This is a genomic window from Allorhizobium sp. nf9_anc, from assembly GCF_056323085.1.
Window position 1 is genome coordinate 3,801,887 of sequence record NZ_CM150481.1, and the last position, 17,665, is coordinate 3,819,551.

Genomic DNA, 17,665 nt, shown 5'->3' on the forward strand with positions numbered 1-17,665 from the left:
CCATGAAGGGCGCGGTAGGTGTCTTCCGTCCGCGCCCTTAGCTTTCCCTCACGCTGTTATCTAATCGCGAGCATCGCGGCCGGAGCGGGTCACATGCTCCGGTGAAGAACTGCGCCCATTCGACAGAAGTTCGGCCCTGAAGATTTGTGGCCGCATTGAAGATCGGCCATCATGAAAACCTGCCAGCCGAGCCGATTGCCCTGCATGAACGGAGTATCCCGTCGATGACCGCCACCGCGCTCGAGCGCAGAGAACGCCGCAAGGCCTGGGGATTTGCGCTGCCGGCAGTCCTCTGGACTGTGGCCTTCTTTCTCGTGCCGTTCCTCTACATGGCGGCGATCAGCTTCTGGAAGCGCGAGGGCCGCGAGATCGTCGCCACCTGGACGCTCGACAATTACGCCGCCTTCTTCGGCAAGCCACATCTCCTGAAAGCGCTGTTCAATTCGCTCGAAGTGACACTCACCGTCACGATCATTTCGATCCTGCTTGCCTATCCGCTGGCCTGGATCATCGCCGAGCGCGTGCCACGACGCTGGCAGCGCTTTGCCCTGATCATGGCGATCCTGCCATTCTGGACGTCCTATGTGGTGCGCTCCTATTCCTGGCTGTTGGTGCTGTCCAAGGGTGGCGTCGTCAACCAGGCCCTGATGTGGACGGGGCTGATCGCCGAGCCGCTCGAACTGTCAGCGACGCGGACTGGCACGGTGATCGGCTTCGTGCATTTCTTCGTCATGCTGCTGACGCTGACGATCTATGCCAATCTCGTTCAGCTCTCGCCGAACTACCGCCGTGCAGCAGCGGATCTCGGCGCAAACGGCTTCCAGACCTTCTGGCACGTGATCCTGCCACTGACGCTGCCCGGCATCATGGTCGGTGCCTTCCTCACCTTCGTTCTTTGCATCGGTGACTACATCACCCCGCAGATTCTCGGTGGCAACAATGAGCTCGTATTGCCGCAGGTGATCATGCTGCAGCTTGGCCGTCGCGCGGATTTCCCCATGGCAGCCGCGCTGTCGCTGGTGCTGATGGTGGTGGTGACGATCGCCTATCTCGCCTGCGCCCGCTGGCTGAAGATGGAGAGGACGTGACCATGCGGCATCTCAACACGGCACTTGCGATCCTCTACGCTGGCGGGCTCTATCTCTTCATCTTCCTGCCGGTCGCCGTTCTCGTGATCTTCTCCTTCCAGGACGGGACGCTGCCTGTGCCCCCCCTGCATGGCCTGACCTGGAAGTGGTACGGCGAGATCTTCGCCGATGAAAAGCTAATGTCGGCGCTGTTCAATTCGCTGATCGTCGCGATCATCTCGTCTGCGATCTCCTGCCTGCTCGGCTTCCTCGCAGCCTATGCCTTTGCCCGCTACAAGCTTCCCGCATCCGGCCTGCAGCGCGCCCTGATCGTCGCGCCGATGACGGTCAGCACGCTGATCATCGGGCTCGGCCTGCTATCGCTGCTGTCCAGGCTGAATGTTTCGCTGTCGCTGTGGACCGTCGGCATCGGTCATGTCGTGATCAACCTGCCGCTTTGCTTCGCGATCATCTACGCCTCCATGGGCGGCCATCAGGTTAACATCGAGCGTGCAGCACGCGATCTTGGCGCGAAGGACTGGCAGGTCATGACGCTTGTCACCGCGCCGATGCTCATGCCGTCCATCCTCGCCGCCTTCTTCCTGTCGGTGACCTTCAGCTGGGACGAGTTCATCATCGCATTCCTGCTGTCGCGCTTCGACGTGACGCTGCCGGTCGAGATCTGGAGCATGCTGCGCTCCGGCCTCGACCCCAAGACCAATGCCATCGGCAGCGTTGTCTTCCTCATCTCCGTCGCGTTCCTCGTCGTCATGGAACTCGCCGTCTTCAGAAAATCCGGGAAATCCCAATGACCGCAGACGTCTCGATCCGAAACGCCACGAAAGTCTTCGGTGCCTTCCGCGCGCTCGACGATGTCTCGCTGGAAATAGCCGCCGGCGAGTTCATCGTGCTTCTTGGCCCTTCTGGTTGCGGGAAGACGACCCTGCTTTCGATCCTGGGTGGCTTTATCGAGCCGAGCGCTGGCACGATCGCCATCGGTGGCCGGGACATGACACATGTTGAGCCGGCAAAACGGCCCACCACGACCATGTTCCAGGACTATGCGCTGTTTCCGCACATGAAGCTCATCGACAATGTCGGCTTCGGTCTGCGCATGCGCGGTTTGGGAAAGGCCGAGCGCAATGAAAAGGCACTCGCCATGCTGGATCTGGTGGGGCTCAAGGGCTCGGCGTCGAAGAAGCCGCACGAGCTTTCCGGCGGCCAGCGTCAGCGCGTGGCGCTTGCCCGCGCACTTGCCGTCGATCCTGATGTGCTGCTGCTCGACGAGCCGCTCGGCGCGCTGGATCTGAAACTGCGTCGCCAGATGCAGGACGAGCTGAAGGCCATCCAGAAGCGTGTCGGCACCACCTTCATCCATGTCACCCACGATCAGGAAGAGGCCATGGCGATCGCCGACCGGATCGTGGTGATGAACCACGGCCGGATCGAGGATGTCGGCAGACCCTCGGACATCTACATGCGGCCGCGCTCGCTGTTTGCCGCAGGTTTCATGGGCGAGGCGAACTTCCTGCCCGGTCGGGTGATCTCGATTGCGGAAGGCGAAGCGCAGGTGGAAACGGCGCTCGGCTCAGCCATCATCCCCATCACGGCTTTCACCGGGGACATGCCTTCTCCAGAGCAAAAGATCACCTTGTGCATTCGCCCCGAACATTTCCGGTCTGCCGGCGAAGAGGGCGCAATGGTTGCGCTCGGTCATGCGCGGATCACCGACAGTGCCTTCTTCGGAGCGCATCACCGATGCCACCTTCAGCCCAAGGGCAATTCCGAGATCGTGATTACCGCCCATCTGCCGCAAACCGCACACCCGCAGCCGGGCGATGAACTCGAGTTGACGGTCAAGGCAGATACCATCGTCGCTCTGGTCGACGCCTAGGAGACACGTGATGAAACCGCGCATGCGCCCTGAGGACTGGTACAGCATCCGCCGTCTCGACGATGACGTGACCTATATCTGCGAGCCGCATATCCAGGAATTCTATCGCTGCAACATATGGCATGTGCGCGGGCGCGATCGCGACATGCTTGTCGACAGTGGCATGGGTGTCGTTTCGCTTCGTGAGTGGGTGCCGCTTGTTACCGAGCGCGAGTTGATCGCGGTGGCAAGCCACACCCATTTCGATCACATCGGCTGCCACCACGAATTCGAATGCCGTGCGGTCCATTCGGCAGAGGCGGATCTTCTTGCCGATCCGACACGCGAAAACACGCTGGCTGATCCTTACGTGACCGACGAGATCTTCGACGCCCTGCCGCCCGAGCCTTATTGCTCGAAATGTTATGCGGTGAAGCGGGCGCCGGCGACGCGACTACTCGAGGACCGTGACGTGATCGACCTCGGAGATCGGCAGTTCGAGGTGATCCACACGCCCGGCCATTCCCCCGGGGGCATCGCGCTCTACGAGAAAGCGACGGAGATCCTGTTTTCCGGCGACATTCTCTACGACGGCCCGCTGATCGAAGACACCTACCATTCGAACGCCCATGACTATCATGCATCGATGGAGCGCCTGCTGCGGCTGAAGGTGCGGCTGGTGCATGGCGGCCATTTTCCAAGCTTTAGCGGCGAACGATATAGGGAGCTGATCACCGGTTGGCTCGGCGCAAAACACAAGACACTCTGACGGGAGGCAAGCATGCTCGATAAGCGCAAGTTCTACATCAACGGCGAGTGGGTCGATCCGATCGCGCCTCACGACCTTGAGGTCATCAATCCCGCCACCGAAAAGCCGATCGCCGTGATCTCGATGGGCACGGCGGCCGATATCGACCGCGCAGTTGCCGCTGCAAAGACGGCATTTCAGGGCTACAGCCGAACCAGCCTCGACGAACGCATTGCACTTCTCGAAAAGCTGCTTGAGATCTACACCCGTCGCTACGACGAGATGGCACGGACGATCACGCTCGAACTTGGCGCGCCGATCACCATGAGCACCGATCAGCAGGCGCATGTCGGCGTCGGTCATCTCGAAGGTTTCATCGAGGCGCTGAAACGCATCAAGTTGCGCGAAGAATTGCCGAACGGCGACATCGTGCTGCGTGAGTCGATCGGCGTCTGCGGCCTGATCACCCCTTGGAATTGGCCGATCAACCAGATCGCCCTGAAGGTCGTTCCCGCACTGGCGACCGGCTCGACCTGCGTTCTGAAGCCTTCCGAGTTCACGCCTCTCAACGCCCTTCTCTACGCCGAGATGGTGCACGAGGCGGGCTTCCCGGCCGGGACGTTCAACCTTGTGAATGGCGATGGCGCCAATGTCGGTGCAGCACTCTCGAAGCACCGGGATATCGACATGATGTCCTTTACCGGCTCGACCCGCGCCGGCACAGCGGTCAGCAAGGATGCCGCCGATACCGTGAAGCGCGTCACCCTCGAACTCGGCGGCAAGTCTCCGAACATCGTCTTCGAGGATGCGGATCTCGAAGAGCGCATTACCGGCAGTGTGCTCGAATGCTTCAATAATTCCGGCCAGTCCTGTGATGCTCCGACGCGGCTTCTGGTCCAGCGCTCGGTCTACGATCAGGCCGTTGAAATCGCCAAGCGCGTGGGCAAGGAGGTCAAGGTCGGCAATCCGGAAGAAGCCGGCGAACATATCGGCCCGCTGGTCAGCGACATCCAGTATGGCCGCGTCCAGACCCTAATCGAGGCTGGCATCGCTGAGGGCGCCGAGCTTCTCGTCGGTGGCCCGGGCAAACCTGAGGGTTTCGAGACAGGCTACTTCGTCAAGCCAACCATCTTTGCCGGCGTCAACAACCAGATGCGGATCGCCCGCGATGAGGTCTTCGGCCCGGTGCTGGCGATCATTCCCTTCGACACCGAGGAGGAAGCAATCGAGATTGCCAACGACACCAATTACGGTCTGGCCGCCTATATCCAGTCAGGGGACCTCGACCGCGCCGAGCGTGTTGCCGCGCGGCTACGCGCCGGCATGGTGCATATCAACGGTGCACCACATCGCTATGGCAGCCCGTTCGGAGGTTACAAGCAGTCCGGCAATGGCCGTGAAGGCGGCATGTTCGGTCTTGAAGACTTCCTCGAGATCAAGACCGTGCATCGGCCTAGCGCGTCCTTATGATAAACGCCTTGGCGACCGCGGAACCATGAAGGTCGCAGTCGCCAGGGCTCCCGTTCCGCTCTAGTGCGACTGGACGGAGAGACCAAATCGCCGAAGAATATCCGCGATCTTTCCGTCCTGCTCGGGATCCGGCAAGAGTGCCGGCTGGCGGCTGGCGCCGACCGAATTGTCCTGGAGGAAGAGCGCACGCTTGACCATGGCAGGCGCAAAGCCAAGGGCGTATAGATCGGTCCGGAAGGCCGTGAAGATCGCCTGCTGGCGCTCGGCCTCTGCGATGTCACCGCCATTGTAGCCCTTCAGGATCCCTGCGAGCACATCGGGAAGCGCATTGCCAAGCCCGGAAATGCAGCCGGCAGCGCCGTTCTGCAGCGCCCAGAGCACGAGATGGTCCGGCCCGGAATAGACATCGAAGCCGGGCATGTCGCGGGACACCGCAAGATAGGCTTCCAGCGTCTCCTTGGCACCGCCAGAATCCTTGATGCCCGCGATGTTGCCGTGGGCTGCGAGCTTGCGGGCCGTTTCCGGTTCGATGTGGTTCTGAGTGCGGGCGGGAATGTCATAGAGGTAGATCGGGGTCTTCACAGAATCCGCAACCGTCGAGAAGTGCCTGACAAGGCCGTCCTGGGTGCAGGCGATGAAGAAGGGGGTGATGACGGCAATGGCGGTGACGCCGATCCGGTCGAACTCTTTCGCCAGCTCGATCGTCTCGAAGGTCGCCGGCATGCCGGCATTGACGATCACGTCGACCTTGCCGCCGACTTCATCGACCACGACTTCTGCGAGCTTGATCTTTTCCTCGAAGGTGAGCGCGGTGAAATCGCCATTGGTGCCGGCGCACATGATGTTGTTGCCCGCCGCCACCTGGCGGCGCACCTGGGCTCGGGTGGCTTCGTAGTTGATCGTCTCGTCCTCGTTGAAGCAGGTGACGAGCGCGACGAAGGCCTTTTTCGACATGACGATGTTCTCCGGAATTTTCTGACTTAGGAGGCGCGGCTGAGACGTGCGGCGCGGTTCTGCGCCTGCACGTCGGGATCGGGATCGAGCCCGGCGGCGAGCAGCGCCTGGGTGTAGGTTTGCTTGGGCGTCTCGAAGATCTCTCTGACCGTTCCGAGTTCCACGACCTCGCCCTTCTGCATGACCATCACATGGTCGGCGAAGTCTCGCACGACCGGCAGGTCATGGGCGATGAAGATGAAGGCGATGCCCATCTTCTTTCGCAACCCGTCGAGAAGCGCGATGACCTGCGCCTGGACAGACACGTCGAGTGCCGACACGGCCTCGTCGCAGATGATCAACCGCGGCTCGAGCGCAAGCGCCCGGGCAATCGCGATACGCTGTCGCTGGCCGCCCGAGAACTGGTGCGGGTAACGCCCCATATGCTCAGGTCCCAGACCCACCTGGGTCAAGAGTTCGGCCACACGCTCCCGCCACTTCGCTTTCGGGAGGATATCGGGATGGATGACCCAAGCTTCCGAGATCAGCTGGTAGACGGTCATGCGCGGATTGAGCGACTGGGTCGGATCCTGGAAGACCATCTGCAGGTCTCGACGCAGCTTGTAGAGTTCGGCGGGCGACAGCTGGAAAAGGTCCCTACCCTTCCACAGCGCCGAACCGGAATCCGGCTCGTCGAGCCTGAGCAGAATACGGGCGAGTGTCGATTTTCCCGAACCGCTTTCGCCGACAACAGCCAACGTCTCACCGGCGAGCAAGTCGAAGGAGACACCCTTCAAGGCAGCAAAGGCGCCATAGCTCTTGCGCACGTCGCGCACGCTCAGAACGGGTTCGGCACCCTTCAGCGGCTGATGCATTTCGCCCTTGCCCGGCGCTGCCGCGATCAGCTTCTTCGTATAGGGATGCTGCGGGTTCTTGTAGACCTCCCGCACCGTGCCAGCCTCGACGAGGACACCCTTCTCCATCACCACCACCCGGTCAGCAATCTCGGCGACGACGCCAAGATCATGCGTGATGATGAGAACGGCCATCCCGGTCTCGCGCTGCAACTCCTTGAGAAGCGCCAGCACCTCGGCCTGCACCGTGACATCGAGCGCGGTCGTCGGCTCGTCCGCGATCAGGAGATCGGGACGCAGGGCCAGCGCCATGGCGATCATCACACGCTGACGCTGACCACCGGAGAATTCGTGCGGATATTTGTCGAGGGCGTGTTCGGGGTCGGGAATGCCGACGCGCCCGAGAAGGCGAAGGGCCTCGGCCTGGGCTTTCGTGCTGTCCGTGCCGTGCGTGGTGAGCGCCTCGCGGATCTGCCAGCCGACGGTATAGACCGGATTGAGATGGCTGAGAGGATCCTGGAAGATCATCGCAATCTTGCGACCATTGATCTCGCGTCGCTGCGCCAGCGGCATCGTCAAGAGGTCGACACCGTCGAGCAGGATTTCGCCCGAGGAGATACGACCCGGCGGCATGTCGATCAGGTTCATGATCGCCGACGACGACACCGACTTGCCCGACCCGCTTTCGCCGAGGATCGCCAGCGTCTCGCCACGGTCGAGATGGTAGGACATGTCGCGCACGGCCTTCACGACGCCGACTGCCGTATGGAACTCGACCGAGAGATTGCGGACTTCGAGCAGATGGTCAGCCATTCTTGGCCCCTTTCATTTCCAGACGCCAGCGCTGCACCGGATCAAGCGCGATCCGCAGCCAGTTGGACAGCAGGTTGAGCGACATCGTGGTGAGGATGATCGCGAGCCCCGGCCAGAAGGAGAGCCACCAGGCGTTGGTGAGATATTGCCGCCCCTGGCTGATCATCAGACCCCAGGTGATCTCCGGCGGCTGAATGCCGATGCCGAGGAAGGACAGCGCGCTTTCCGCCAGCATCACATAGGCAAAGTCGAGGGTGGCGAGTGTGGTGAGCGTCGGCAGGACCACCGGCAGGATGTGCCGGAAGAGGATGCGCTTGCTTGACGCGCCCATGACGCGCGCCGCCTGGACGAACATGCGCTCGCGGATCTCGAGCACTTCGGCCCGCGTGGTGCGCAGATAGACCGGGATGCGGGTGATCGCGAGCACCATCATCAGGTTCAGGATCGAGGACCCGAGAATGTAGAGCACGATGACCGCGATCAGCAGCGACGGAAAGGACATGATCACGTCGGCGAGCCGCATGATGACCTGGCTGACGCGAGGTGAGGAAAAGCCGGCGATTAGGCCCAGAACCGTTCCGATGACAGCCGAGATCAGCACGGCACCGGCCGCGACCATCACGGTGTTCTGGGTAGCGACAATGATGCGAGCCAAGAGCGGACGGCCGAGCGCATCCGCGCCCATCCACCAGACCCATGCTCTCTCGAAATCAAAGGGCGCTGCATTGCGGCCGCGCAGGTTTTGCTTGGTGGCGAGGTCGCCCAACCAGCTTGGGCCGACGATGGCCATCAGGAGAATGATGAGCAGAAAGATCGCGGCGCAAAGCGCAAACTTGTCGGCCAGCAGCATGCGGAACATGCGCTTGAGGAAGGGCGGTTCGTCGATGATGGCGGTTGTTTCGATGGACATGCCGTCTCCTCAATTCCGGATACGGGGATCGAGAAGCGCATAGGCAAGATCGATCAGCAGGTTCATGAGGAAGATGGCGAGTGCCGTGACGAGGATAGCCGCCAGCACCACGTTGAAGTCGCGCTGCAGGATGGAATCGATCATCAGCTTGCCGACGCCCGGAAAGCCGAAGATCGTTTCGATGATGACGGCACCGTTGAGCAGGCTGGCTGCCTGGTCGCCAATCACGGTGATCACCGGCAACATGGCGTTGCGCAGCGCATGGACGAAGATGATCGGGGTGGACTTCACACCCTTGGCGCGCGCCGTCTTAACATAGGCTGATGAGAGCGCCGAGATCATCGACCCGCGCACGACCTGCACGATGATGCCGAAAGGACGGACGAAGAGCACGCCGATTGGCAGGATCCAGTGCCAGATCGACCCGGTCCCCGACGTCGGCAACCAGGAGAGGTTCACCGCAAAGATGACGATCGCGACGATGGCCAGCCAGAAATCCGGAACGGAGGCGCCCACCAGCGAGACGATGGACGAGAAACGGTCGAAGAAGCCACCGGCCCGGAAGGCGGCGAGCGAGCCGACGACGATGGCTGCGACCGTGACGAGGCTCATGGTGATGACGGCGAGCCACAGCGTCCAGACGAAGGCTTCGAGCACCACGTCAAGCGCCGGCCGCGCCTTGCGCAGAGACTCGCCGAGGTCGCCGGTCAAGACATCGCCGACGTAACGGCCGAACTGCACCAGAAGGGGATCGTTGAGGCCATGCAGCTCGCGGAACTGGTTCTTCATCTCTTCCGAGGCTTCGACCGGCAGGAAGAGGGCCGCCGGATCACCGGTCAGGCGCGAGAGGAAGAAGACCATGATCACGAGCCCGATCAGGGAGATCAGACTGGCCACGGCGCGTTTTCGGATGAAGCTCAGCATGGCGTCCTCGGAGAAAACGATGCGGCGGGATCATCCCGCCGCATGACTTGCTTTGAATAGGACGGCGCGTGCCGCCCGACGATTACTTGATCTTGATCTCGGAGAGCTGGAGCATGGAATTCGTCGCCATTGTCGGCTTGAAGTCCAGACGCTCGGAGACACGCGAGAAGCCGACCATGTGGAAGAGAAGCACATCTGCGACCACTTCGTCATGCAGGTAGGCGATCGCTTCCGACCAAAGCTTGGCGCGTTCTTCACCAACGGCAGCGGACGCGCGCTTGATCAAGTCATCGACCTTCGGATCCGAGAAGCCGGATTGTGTGCCTTCGGTCGCATACTTGAAGAACATCGAGAAGGACGGATCCCCCTTCGAGTTGTCGTGCATGGCAGCGACCAGCTGCGGGCCACGACCCTCGGCGAAAGGCTTCGAGTAATACTGCTCATGCTCGGCGACTTCGACGAACTTCAACTCAACCGTCAAACCCACTTCCTGCAGCTGCTGCTGGATGGCCTCCATGATCTCGGTGACGTTCGGGAAGTTGGCGGAACGGGCGATGATCGTGATCGGTGTATCGACCTTCACGCCATCGGCCTTGGCCCCCTCGATCAGCTTCTTGGCTGCTTCGGGATCATAGGCGGGCACCTTGACGTCCGGGTTCCAGCCGAGCGTCGGCGGCGGCACGATCGCGGTTGCGAGCAGTGCACTGTCCGGCAGCAATGTGCCGAGGAAGGCCTGTCGGTCGACCGCGAGGTTCAATGCCCGGCGAATGCGGACGTCGTTCAGCGGTTCGATGTTGTGGTCGACACGCAGATAGACGGTTTCACTGTCGAGATAGGAGAAATCGGTTGCCGGGTTGGTGGCCTCGACCTGCGAGATTGAAGGCGACAGATCGGCTTCACCCGCCTGAACCATCGCGGCGCGGACCGCCGGGTCAGCGCGGAACAGATAGGTTGCTTCGGTCACCTCGGGCTTTGCGCCCCAGTAGTCGTCGCGGCTCGTCAGGACGATCTGCTGGCCTGGCGTCCAGTTGGAAAGCTTGTAAGGGCCTGTGCCAACCGGTTCGCGAACGAATTCGAGCGGCGTTTCTTCCGGGACCATCGTCACTAGCGTGAGGAGCAGCGGCAGGATCGGCTGGACCGGATCGGCCTTGAAATCAACCGTGTAGTCGTCGACGACGGTCGGCGTGACCGTCATGCCGCCGAAGTAACGACGGGATTCGCAGGTGTTCTTGTCGCTCATGATGCGGTCAAAGCTGTGCTTGACGTCCTTGGCATCGAAGGCGGTGCCGTCGGAGAACTTGACGCCCTGACGCAGATGGAAGCGCCAGCTGCCGTCGGCATTCTGCTCCCATTTCTCGGCGAGACGCGGCTGAACACCGGTACCGCCACGCACATCGAGCTCCGTCAGCGTTTCGCTGACATTCTCCATGATGATGCGGCCGATATTCGAGCGCGTCGCCATGCAGGGCTCAAGCAGATCGGCCTCTTCGGCGAGCACGACCTTGATCGGGCCGGAACCGGCATAAACTGGCGACAGGGACGTGCCCATCACAAGGGCACAAAGCAATGCAGTCTTTCTCATTTTCATTCTCCTCCCAGATGAATTCAGTTTGAAGCTTTCACGCCTCGCGAGCGCGCAGCCATAAGCGCTGCGAGACAGATCAGAACAGCGCCGACCACGGTGGTCAGGGCGATGGTTTCGTTGAACAGGGCAAAGCCACCGACGGCCACGAGGGGCAACCGCAGGAAATCGACCGGCGCGACGATGCTTGCAGGGGCAAGCGACATGGCATGGGTCATCAGACCCATGCAGCTTGTGCCGACCACGCCCTGCAGGGCTAACAGCCCCAGCTCACGGTTTCCCGGCATGGCAAAGAAGGGTACGGCAAACGCGAGCGAAATCGGCACGGTCAAAAGAAGGTTCCAGACCACCAGGGTCGAGGTCGTGTCACCGCGCGACATAGACTTCAGGATCAACTGGATTGCGGCTTGCAGAAGCGCACCCGCCAAAGCGAGCCCGACTGCGAGTGTGAAGCCGGAGGGCGATGGTCCGACAATGACCATGGCACCGGAGAAGCCAACCACGACGGCCAAGAGCATCGAAAGCCCGGGCCGCTCCCCAAGAAGAACTGCGGCGCCAAGCACGACGAAGATCGGCGACATGAAGGCGATGGCCGTGACGTCCGCAAGCGGCCCCATGCTGAAGGCGGCAAAGAAGGCGACCATTGCGAAAAGCTTGAAAAGCGCCCTGATGGCATGCTGTCCGAGCGTATGCGTTGATTGCAGCACCTTCGGCCGCAGAACGACGAAGGGCAAAAGCACGGCGGCACCGAACAAGGCGCGGAAGAAGGCAATCACGAAGGGATGCACGGCGCCATCGAGAGCACGCACGATGACGGCATCGGATGCAGCCAAGACCGCCGCTCCGACTGCAAAGAGTACTGCGGCGGGAACCCGCTCGCCTTTCCCTTCTGCATGCATGCCATCCTCCCGGACCGACCTCCACGTCGGCATGCTCAAAACATCCAACTTCCGGCCATCTTTGTCAAATGATTTCCCGATGTAAAATTTGCCGCCTCCAAATCTCATAATTTATGTGAATAATTTCAACAATATAAGAAACCAGAAAAATCTGAATCTGCCGAATTACAACATAAACAAACTTGACAACTTTGGAAAAATGATCGACTTCGGAAGGCAAGAGGAGCACTCCATGACACCTGATGACATTGCCCGGCGCATGACCGGCATACTCACCACGTCGGATTCCGATCGGACCGAGGCCTATCTTCCGTCGCCGATGGTGCAGAACCACGCATCCTTCCTGCACAGACAGGCAGACGGCAGTCTGATTTGCGCATGGTTTGGCGGATCGCTCGAAGGAAAGTCGGACATTTCCATCTACGCTTCCGTCCTTGCAGCGGGTGCGTCTGTCTGGGGTCCGCCGCAGCAGCTGAGCTCCGACCCCGATCATTCCGAGCAAAACCCCGTGCTGTTTCAGGCACCCGATGGGCGCCTGCTCCTGTTCCATACCTCGCAGCCCTCGGGCAATCAGGACGAATGCCGGATCCGGATGAGCGAAATCATCACCGACGCGGCGGACGCGACGCGCTTGATGGCGACCGAAACCCGCTATCTCGACCTGCCCCGCGGCAGCTTCGTGCGCGCACCGGTCGCGATCCGCGCTGATGGGACCTGGCTCCTGCCGATCTTCAGGTGCATCCCGCGCCCCGGCCAGAAGTGGAACGGCAGTCATGACACCGCCGCCGTCGGCATCAGCGAAGACGGCGGAGCAACCTGGCGACTGGAAGAACTCAGCAAATCGATCGGCTGCGTGCACATGTCCCCGGTCGCCTTGGACGACACGACGATGGCCGCATTTTTCCGACGTCGCCAGGCGGATTTCGTCTATCGGACGGAGAGCCACGACGCTGGCCGGACTTGGAGCACGCCCGTAGCGACCGATCTGCCCAACAACAATTCCTCCATCGCGGCGATCGCTTTGGACGACGGGCGTGTTGCAGTCATCTGCAATCCCGTCAATGCCGCGGCCTCCCCGGACCGTCGCACCTCCCTCTACGACGAACTCGGCGAGGAAGACGACAGGCCGGAGGCGGACCCGACCGGGGGCTGCGCCCCCATCTGGGGGGTGCCGCGTGCTCCTGTCACAGTCTGCATTTCGAGCGATGGCGGATTGACATTCCCGCAGCGGATCCAGATCGAGGATGGCCCGGGAACCTGCCTGTCCAACGATTCCACCGATGGACGAAACAAGGAAATGTCCTATCCCTGGCTGCTGGCAGATCAGGATGGATCGCTCCATATCGCCTACACCTATCACCGACGCGCGATCAAATATGTCCGGCTCGCCCCTGGCTGGGATCGTCTCGAAAACGGAGAATGACATGAGCGACATTATCGGCATCACCATGGGCGATCCCTGCGGCGTCGGCCCCGAAATCTCGGTCCGCGCCCTGGCCGAGATGTCGGCAGAAGACCGCGCGGCCACGCGCATCTACGGCAATCTCGCGACCTTGAACGCCGCACGTGACGCACTGGGCCTGTCCATCGATCTCGTGCCCAATGTCGTCGACGTCGAGGTGGAAGGCGCTCCGCTTCCCTGGGGCACTTTGAGCCCCGTCGCGGGCGACGCCGCCTTCCGCTTTATCGAAAAGGCAGTCCGCGATGCAGAAGCCGGAACGATTGGCTGCATCGTGACGGCCCCGATCAACAAGGAAGCCCTGAACCTTGCCGGCCACCATTATGACGGCCATACCGGGATGCTGCGCAGCCTCACAGGCTCGAAGGCCGCCTATATGTTGCTTGCCTCGGAACGCCTGAAGGTCATCCATGTCTCGACCCATGTCTCGCTGCAGGAAGCGATCCGCCGGGCGACGACAGAACGCGTGCTCGCGACGATCAAGGCCGGCAACGATCACCTGAAGCGCATCGGCTATGACAAGCCGCGCATCGCGGTTGCCGGGGTCAATCCACATTGCGGCGAAAACGGCCTCTTCGGCACCGAAGACGACGATCAGATCGAACCGGCGGTTGCGGCTGCGCGCGCCGAGGGCATCGACGTGCAGGGACCGATCTCGGCCGACACCGTCTTTTACCGCGCCTATTCCGGCGCCTTCGATCTCGTGGTCGCGCAATATCACGACCAGGGCCACATCCCGATCAAGCTTGTCGCCTTCGACACGGCCGTCAACGTCTCAGTCGAACTACCGATCGACCGCACATCGGTCGATCACGGCACCGCCTTCGACATCGCCGGCAAGGGCATCGCCAACCACGGCAACATGAATTCCGCCATCGCCTATGCCCGCAAGCTGGTCGCCGGCAAGGCAAAGCAAGGATGACCTCGATGACAGCATCCATCACCCTTCACCAGCCCCGCCGCCTGATCGTCGGTGCCGGAACGATCGGGGAGGTCGGCAACCTTGTGGCGGATGCAACGGCTGCACTCGTCATTGCCACGCCGATCACCGCAGGTTTTGTCGATCGACTGAAGCTTCCGGGAAAGATCGAGATCTTCGACGCGATCCCGGGTGAACCCGATGTCGCGACGCTGGACGCGGCCCTTGCCGTTGCCCGCCGGGTCAGGCCCCAGGTCGTGGTGGGCCTTGGCGGCGGATCGGTTCTCGACGTGGCCAAGCTCGTGGCCGCGCTCTGGGACAGCGAGCAGACGCTGGCCGACGTTGCCGGCCCCAACAAGGTCGCTGGTCGCAACACCCGGCTCATCCAGGTCGCGACGACTGCGGGCACGGGATCGGAAGCCGGCATACGCTCGCTGATCACCGATCCGGTGAAGGGTACGAAGATCGCGGTTGAAAGTCCGCACATGATCGCCGACGTGGCCGTTCTCGATCCTCAGCTGACCTTCAGTGTCCCACCGGCCGTCACCGCCGCTACAGGCGTGGACGCCATGGCCCATTGCGTCGAGGCCTTCACCAACAAGCGCGCCCATCCGATGATCGACGGCTTTGCCCGCATGGGCTTCCGCCTCGTCGGCAAATATCTTGCTCGCGCCGTCAAGGATGGCTCCGACACCGAAGCACGCGAAGGCATGATGCTCGCCTCTTACTATGGCGGAATCTGCCTCGGTCCGGTCAACACGGCAGCGGGTCACGCAATCGCCTATCCGCTCGGGACACGTCTCGGTCTGCCACACGGGCTGGCGAACGCCATCGTCTTCCCTCATGTGCTGGCCTTCAATCAGCCGGTCGTCAGCGAAAAGACGGCGGAAGTGGCCGAAGCGCTGGGCTTCAGTGCCAACTCGGCTGATGCCTTGCTGGAAAACGCCTGCCGCTTCTGCACGGATCTCGACATCGAGATGCAGCTCTCTCGGCACGGCGCGAAGGAAGATGCTCTGGCGGGCTACGCGACAGAAGCTCACGCCAATCGCCGCCTTATGGACAACAACCCGGTCGACATGGCTGTCGAAGATGTCCTGGCGATCTACAGGGCGGCCTATTGAGGCTTCCTCCGTCTTAGCCGATTGAAAGGGGGCCTTTTTGGCCCCTTTTCTGTTCCCGGATTTCGCGACTGCGCAGGCGTGACTCAGCCTTCCGGCAAGGCAGACAGTGAGGCACTCGTCTGAAAGAGACGCGCGCGCGAACCGGTCAGATGGGCATGCATGAGTTCCTTCGCCCGGGCGCCCTCCCCGGCCGCAATCGCTGTCGCAATCGCCTCATGCTCGGCAAACACGCGTGACAGTCCGGCGGTGTCCCGTTTGACCGAGACACCGTGGAAGCGCATGCCGACGGCGATGTGGTCCTTCAGGGCCTCCATGGCCGTCGAGAAATAGGTGTTATTGGCGGCGCGCGCGATCGCCAGGTGGAACTGGAAGTCGGCATCCTCGCGGTGAGCCTGACGGTTGGTGGCGTCCCGCATCAATTCCAGCGCTTCTCGGATAGAGGCGAGGGTGGCCGGGGTATGGCGCATGGCCGCAGCCTCTGCTGCCGCAGGCTCCAGGGTCAAACGAAACTCATAGCAGTTCAGGAGATCGGCCACGTTTTCGAGCTGCCCGAAACCCAGTGGCTGCTTCATGCCGACCGAACGCACGAAGCTGCCGGCACCACGCCGCGAATAGATGAAGCCCTGCTCGCGCAGACGCCGCAGTGCCTCACGAATGATCGGACGAGACACCTCAAACTCGATCGCCAGATCGTGTTCGGTCGGCAATCGCTCATCTGGTTGGTAAGACCCCGATTTGATCGCTCGGTGCATCCGCTCGAATACCAGATCCGCCAGGCTCTTGCGTGCCGTTCCGCTTTGCAGTCCCATTGTCAGCCCCTGCCCCCATGCAGTTTTTCGGCGAGCGTCACCAATGTTTCCGGCACGCCGAATCCGCCTGATTTGGCGATGATACATTGCCCACCGGCGTAGGCCAGCCCGAGCCCTGGCAGGCATTCACCCTGCAAACGAAAACACTCGATCCCCATGCGAGCCATAACGGCTTCAGCGGTCGAGCCGCCGCAAAGCAGGAGTGTCCGGGCGGCACCGGTCAACTCGGGATGCACCGAGGACGCAAGGTTCCGAGCGACCTCCTCCGAGCTGATCTCCGTGTCGCCGGAGACCGCCTGCACAAGCATTGGGAATGTCTGCGGCTGGGCGGCAATCTCCAGCAAGCCGTTGGGTGCCGGATGGTGGTTCACAGCCTCCATCTCGCGCAACCGATCGACCTGCTCCACGGTGATGCGATCATGCGACCCGATGACAAAGAGTGCGGGCCCAATGGGTGGCTCAATCAGCTCGGACATCGGCTGGCCGGTCATCTCGACGGCAAATGCCTCGGCAAGCCCGCGTGCGCCGATGAAGAGATCGATGCCCTCCGCTTGGGCACCCGCCAGGGCATCACGCATGTCCTGATCTGTCGCTGAATCGACAACGCTGCATCGCGATGCATGGTGACCCAAGGCGTTCGCCACGGAGATGGGCGTCGGCACTCCAAACCCCTCAACATGTCTGTCGCGGACGACGCGGCCAAAGGCAGGAATGGCGGGCGCGACAAGTGCGCGCTTGAATGGGATGGCATCAAGCTCGACTGCGATATGCCCCTTGAGGCGCGAGTCGACCTTTTTGAACAGCGTGACATCAGGCGGCAGTGCTTCCATCACCTGACGCATGGCTTGGAGCGCATCTTCTGCAGACCGCTCCCGAGAGGCCAGATTGATCGACAGAACAGTTGGCCTCTGCGAAAGCCCCGATGGCACCGCATTCGGTGTCAAAGCGACTTCTGTATGCAGCCCCCGCGCGGCAAAGGGGGCAGCAGTGTCCAATGCTCCGGTCAGATCATCGGCAATGATGACAAGCACCATCAGGCTCCATGTTGTTATCTTCTTGATCGAAATATGATCGCATTTCCAGAAGGATGCAACAGCATGATAACAAATCATGCCTGGAGAACTACGTCTTGGTGAGTACCGATCCGTCTGGTTCTCCAAACATGCTCAACCTGCCCGCTTCCGGTCGAGCCCGCCTTTCATTCGCTGCAACTGACATCGCACATGCCGCCACACTCGGTTGCAAACCCGCTTGACAGCTTCGTCAAAAGACTCATACTCGAAA

At 61.5% G+C, this 17,665-nt stretch carries 16 protein-coding genes; 8 read left to right on the forward strand and 8 right to left on the reverse strand.

Going from position 1 to position 17,665, the window contains the following annotated elements; genetic code table 11:
- The first annotated feature begins 224 nt into the window (after positions 1-224).
- The 5 genes from AC02Y0_RS18600 to AC02Y0_RS18620 are packed head-to-tail and all read left to right on the forward strand — an operon-like array spanning position 225 to position 5,158.
- On the forward strand, positions 225-1,088 hold the full coding sequence (locus AC02Y0_RS18600; RefSeq protein ID WP_476380362.1) for an ABC transporter permease: 864 nt from the start codon (positions 225-227) through the stop codon (positions 1,086-1,088).
- 2 nt (positions 1,089-1,090) lie between these two features.
- A complete protein-coding gene (locus tag AC02Y0_RS18605) occupies positions 1,091-1,879 on the forward strand; it encodes an ABC transporter permease (protein WP_476380364.1) in 789 nt (262 codons plus the stop codon).
- Positions 1,876-2,961 carry an ABC transporter ATP-binding protein gene (locus AC02Y0_RS18610; RefSeq protein ID WP_476380366.1) on the forward strand — a complete coding sequence of 362 codons (1,086 nt, stop codon included), beginning with the start codon at positions 1,876-1,878 and terminating at the stop codon, positions 2,959-2,961. The genes AC02Y0_RS18605 and AC02Y0_RS18610 overlap by 4 nt, the downstream gene beginning before the upstream one ends.
- Positions 2,962-2,971: 10 nt before the next feature.
- Positions 2,972-3,709 (forward strand): MBL fold metallo-hydrolase, encoded by a 738-nt coding sequence (locus AC02Y0_RS18615; RefSeq protein WP_476380367.1) that lies wholly within the window; start codon positions 2,972-2,974, stop codon positions 3,707-3,709.
- 12 nt (positions 3,710-3,721) lie between these two features.
- Positions 3,722-5,158, forward strand: coding sequence for an aldehyde dehydrogenase family protein (locus AC02Y0_RS18620; RefSeq protein WP_476380370.1), 1,437 nt, complete (start codon positions 3,722-3,724; stop codon positions 5,156-5,158).
- A 60-nt stretch (positions 5,159-5,218) separates the two neighbouring features.
- On the opposite strand, the gene AC02Y0_RS18625 is transcribed toward AC02Y0_RS18620, so the two are convergent.
- The 6 genes from AC02Y0_RS18625 to AC02Y0_RS18650 all read right to left on the reverse strand — a co-directional run bounded on the left by AC02Y0_RS18625 (position 5,219) and on the right by AC02Y0_RS18650 (position 12,073).
- Complete coding sequence (locus tag AC02Y0_RS18625; protein ID WP_476380372.1) at positions 5,219-6,112, reverse strand: dihydrodipicolinate synthase family protein; 894 nt, start codon at positions 6,110-6,112, stop codon at positions 5,219-5,221.
- Positions 6,113-6,138: 26 nt separating this feature from the next.
- Positions 6,139-7,758 (reverse strand): ABC transporter ATP-binding protein, encoded by a 1,620-nt coding sequence (locus AC02Y0_RS18630; protein ID WP_476380373.1) that lies wholly within the window; start codon positions 7,756-7,758, stop codon positions 6,139-6,141.
- Positions 7,751-8,668, reverse strand: a complete 918-nt coding sequence (locus AC02Y0_RS18635; RefSeq protein WP_476380375.1) for an ABC transporter permease — start codon at positions 8,666-8,668, stop codon at positions 7,751-7,753. The genes AC02Y0_RS18630 and AC02Y0_RS18635 overlap by 8 nt, the downstream gene beginning before the upstream one ends.
- 9 nt (positions 8,669-8,677) lie before the next feature.
- A complete protein-coding gene (locus AC02Y0_RS18640; protein ID WP_476380377.1) occupies positions 8,678-9,592 on the reverse strand; it encodes an ABC transporter permease in 915 nt (304 codons plus the stop codon).
- Positions 9,593-9,674: 82 nt separating this feature from the next.
- Entirely contained in the window at positions 9,675-11,174 is a 1,500-nt protein-coding gene (locus AC02Y0_RS18645; protein ID WP_476380378.1) for an ABC transporter substrate-binding protein, read from the reverse strand.
- A gap of 23 nt (positions 11,175-11,197) precedes the next feature.
- Positions 11,198-12,073, reverse strand: coding sequence for a DMT family transporter (locus AC02Y0_RS18650; protein WP_476380380.1), 876 nt, complete (start codon positions 12,071-12,073; stop codon positions 11,198-11,200).
- 232 nt (positions 12,074-12,305) lie between these two features.
- Between AC02Y0_RS18650 and AC02Y0_RS18655 the strand changes: the two genes are divergently transcribed.
- Genes AC02Y0_RS18655 through AC02Y0_RS18665 form a run of 3 tightly spaced genes read left to right on the forward strand, consistent with a single transcriptional unit; the run spans position 12,306 to position 15,572 of the window.
- Positions 12,306-13,496, forward strand: a complete 1,191-nt coding sequence (locus tag AC02Y0_RS18655) for a sialidase family protein (protein ID WP_476380382.1) — start codon at positions 12,306-12,308, stop codon at positions 13,494-13,496.
- 1 nt (position 13,497) lies between these two features.
- Positions 13,498-14,454: a 4-hydroxythreonine-4-phosphate dehydrogenase PdxA gene (gene pdxA / locus AC02Y0_RS18660; RefSeq protein WP_476380384.1), complete on the forward strand. Its 957-nt coding sequence runs from the start codon at positions 13,498-13,500 to the stop codon at positions 14,452-14,454.
- Entirely contained in the window at positions 14,451-15,572 is a 1,122-nt protein-coding gene (locus AC02Y0_RS18665; protein WP_476380386.1) for an iron-containing alcohol dehydrogenase, read from the forward strand. Before pdxA ends, AC02Y0_RS18665 begins: the two co-directional genes overlap by 4 nt.
- Positions 15,573-15,655: 83 nt before the next feature.
- Here the strand turns inward: AC02Y0_RS18665 and AC02Y0_RS18670 are convergent, their stop codons facing one another.
- A complete protein-coding gene (locus tag AC02Y0_RS18670; protein WP_476380388.1) occupies positions 15,656-16,381 on the reverse strand; it encodes a FadR/GntR family transcriptional regulator in 726 nt (241 codons plus the stop codon).
- 2 nt (positions 16,382-16,383) lie between these two features.
- A complete protein-coding gene (locus AC02Y0_RS18675; protein WP_476384082.1) occupies positions 16,384-17,412 on the reverse strand; it encodes a four-carbon acid sugar kinase family protein in 1,029 nt (342 codons plus the stop codon).
- Positions 17,413-17,665 lie beyond the last annotated feature (253 nt).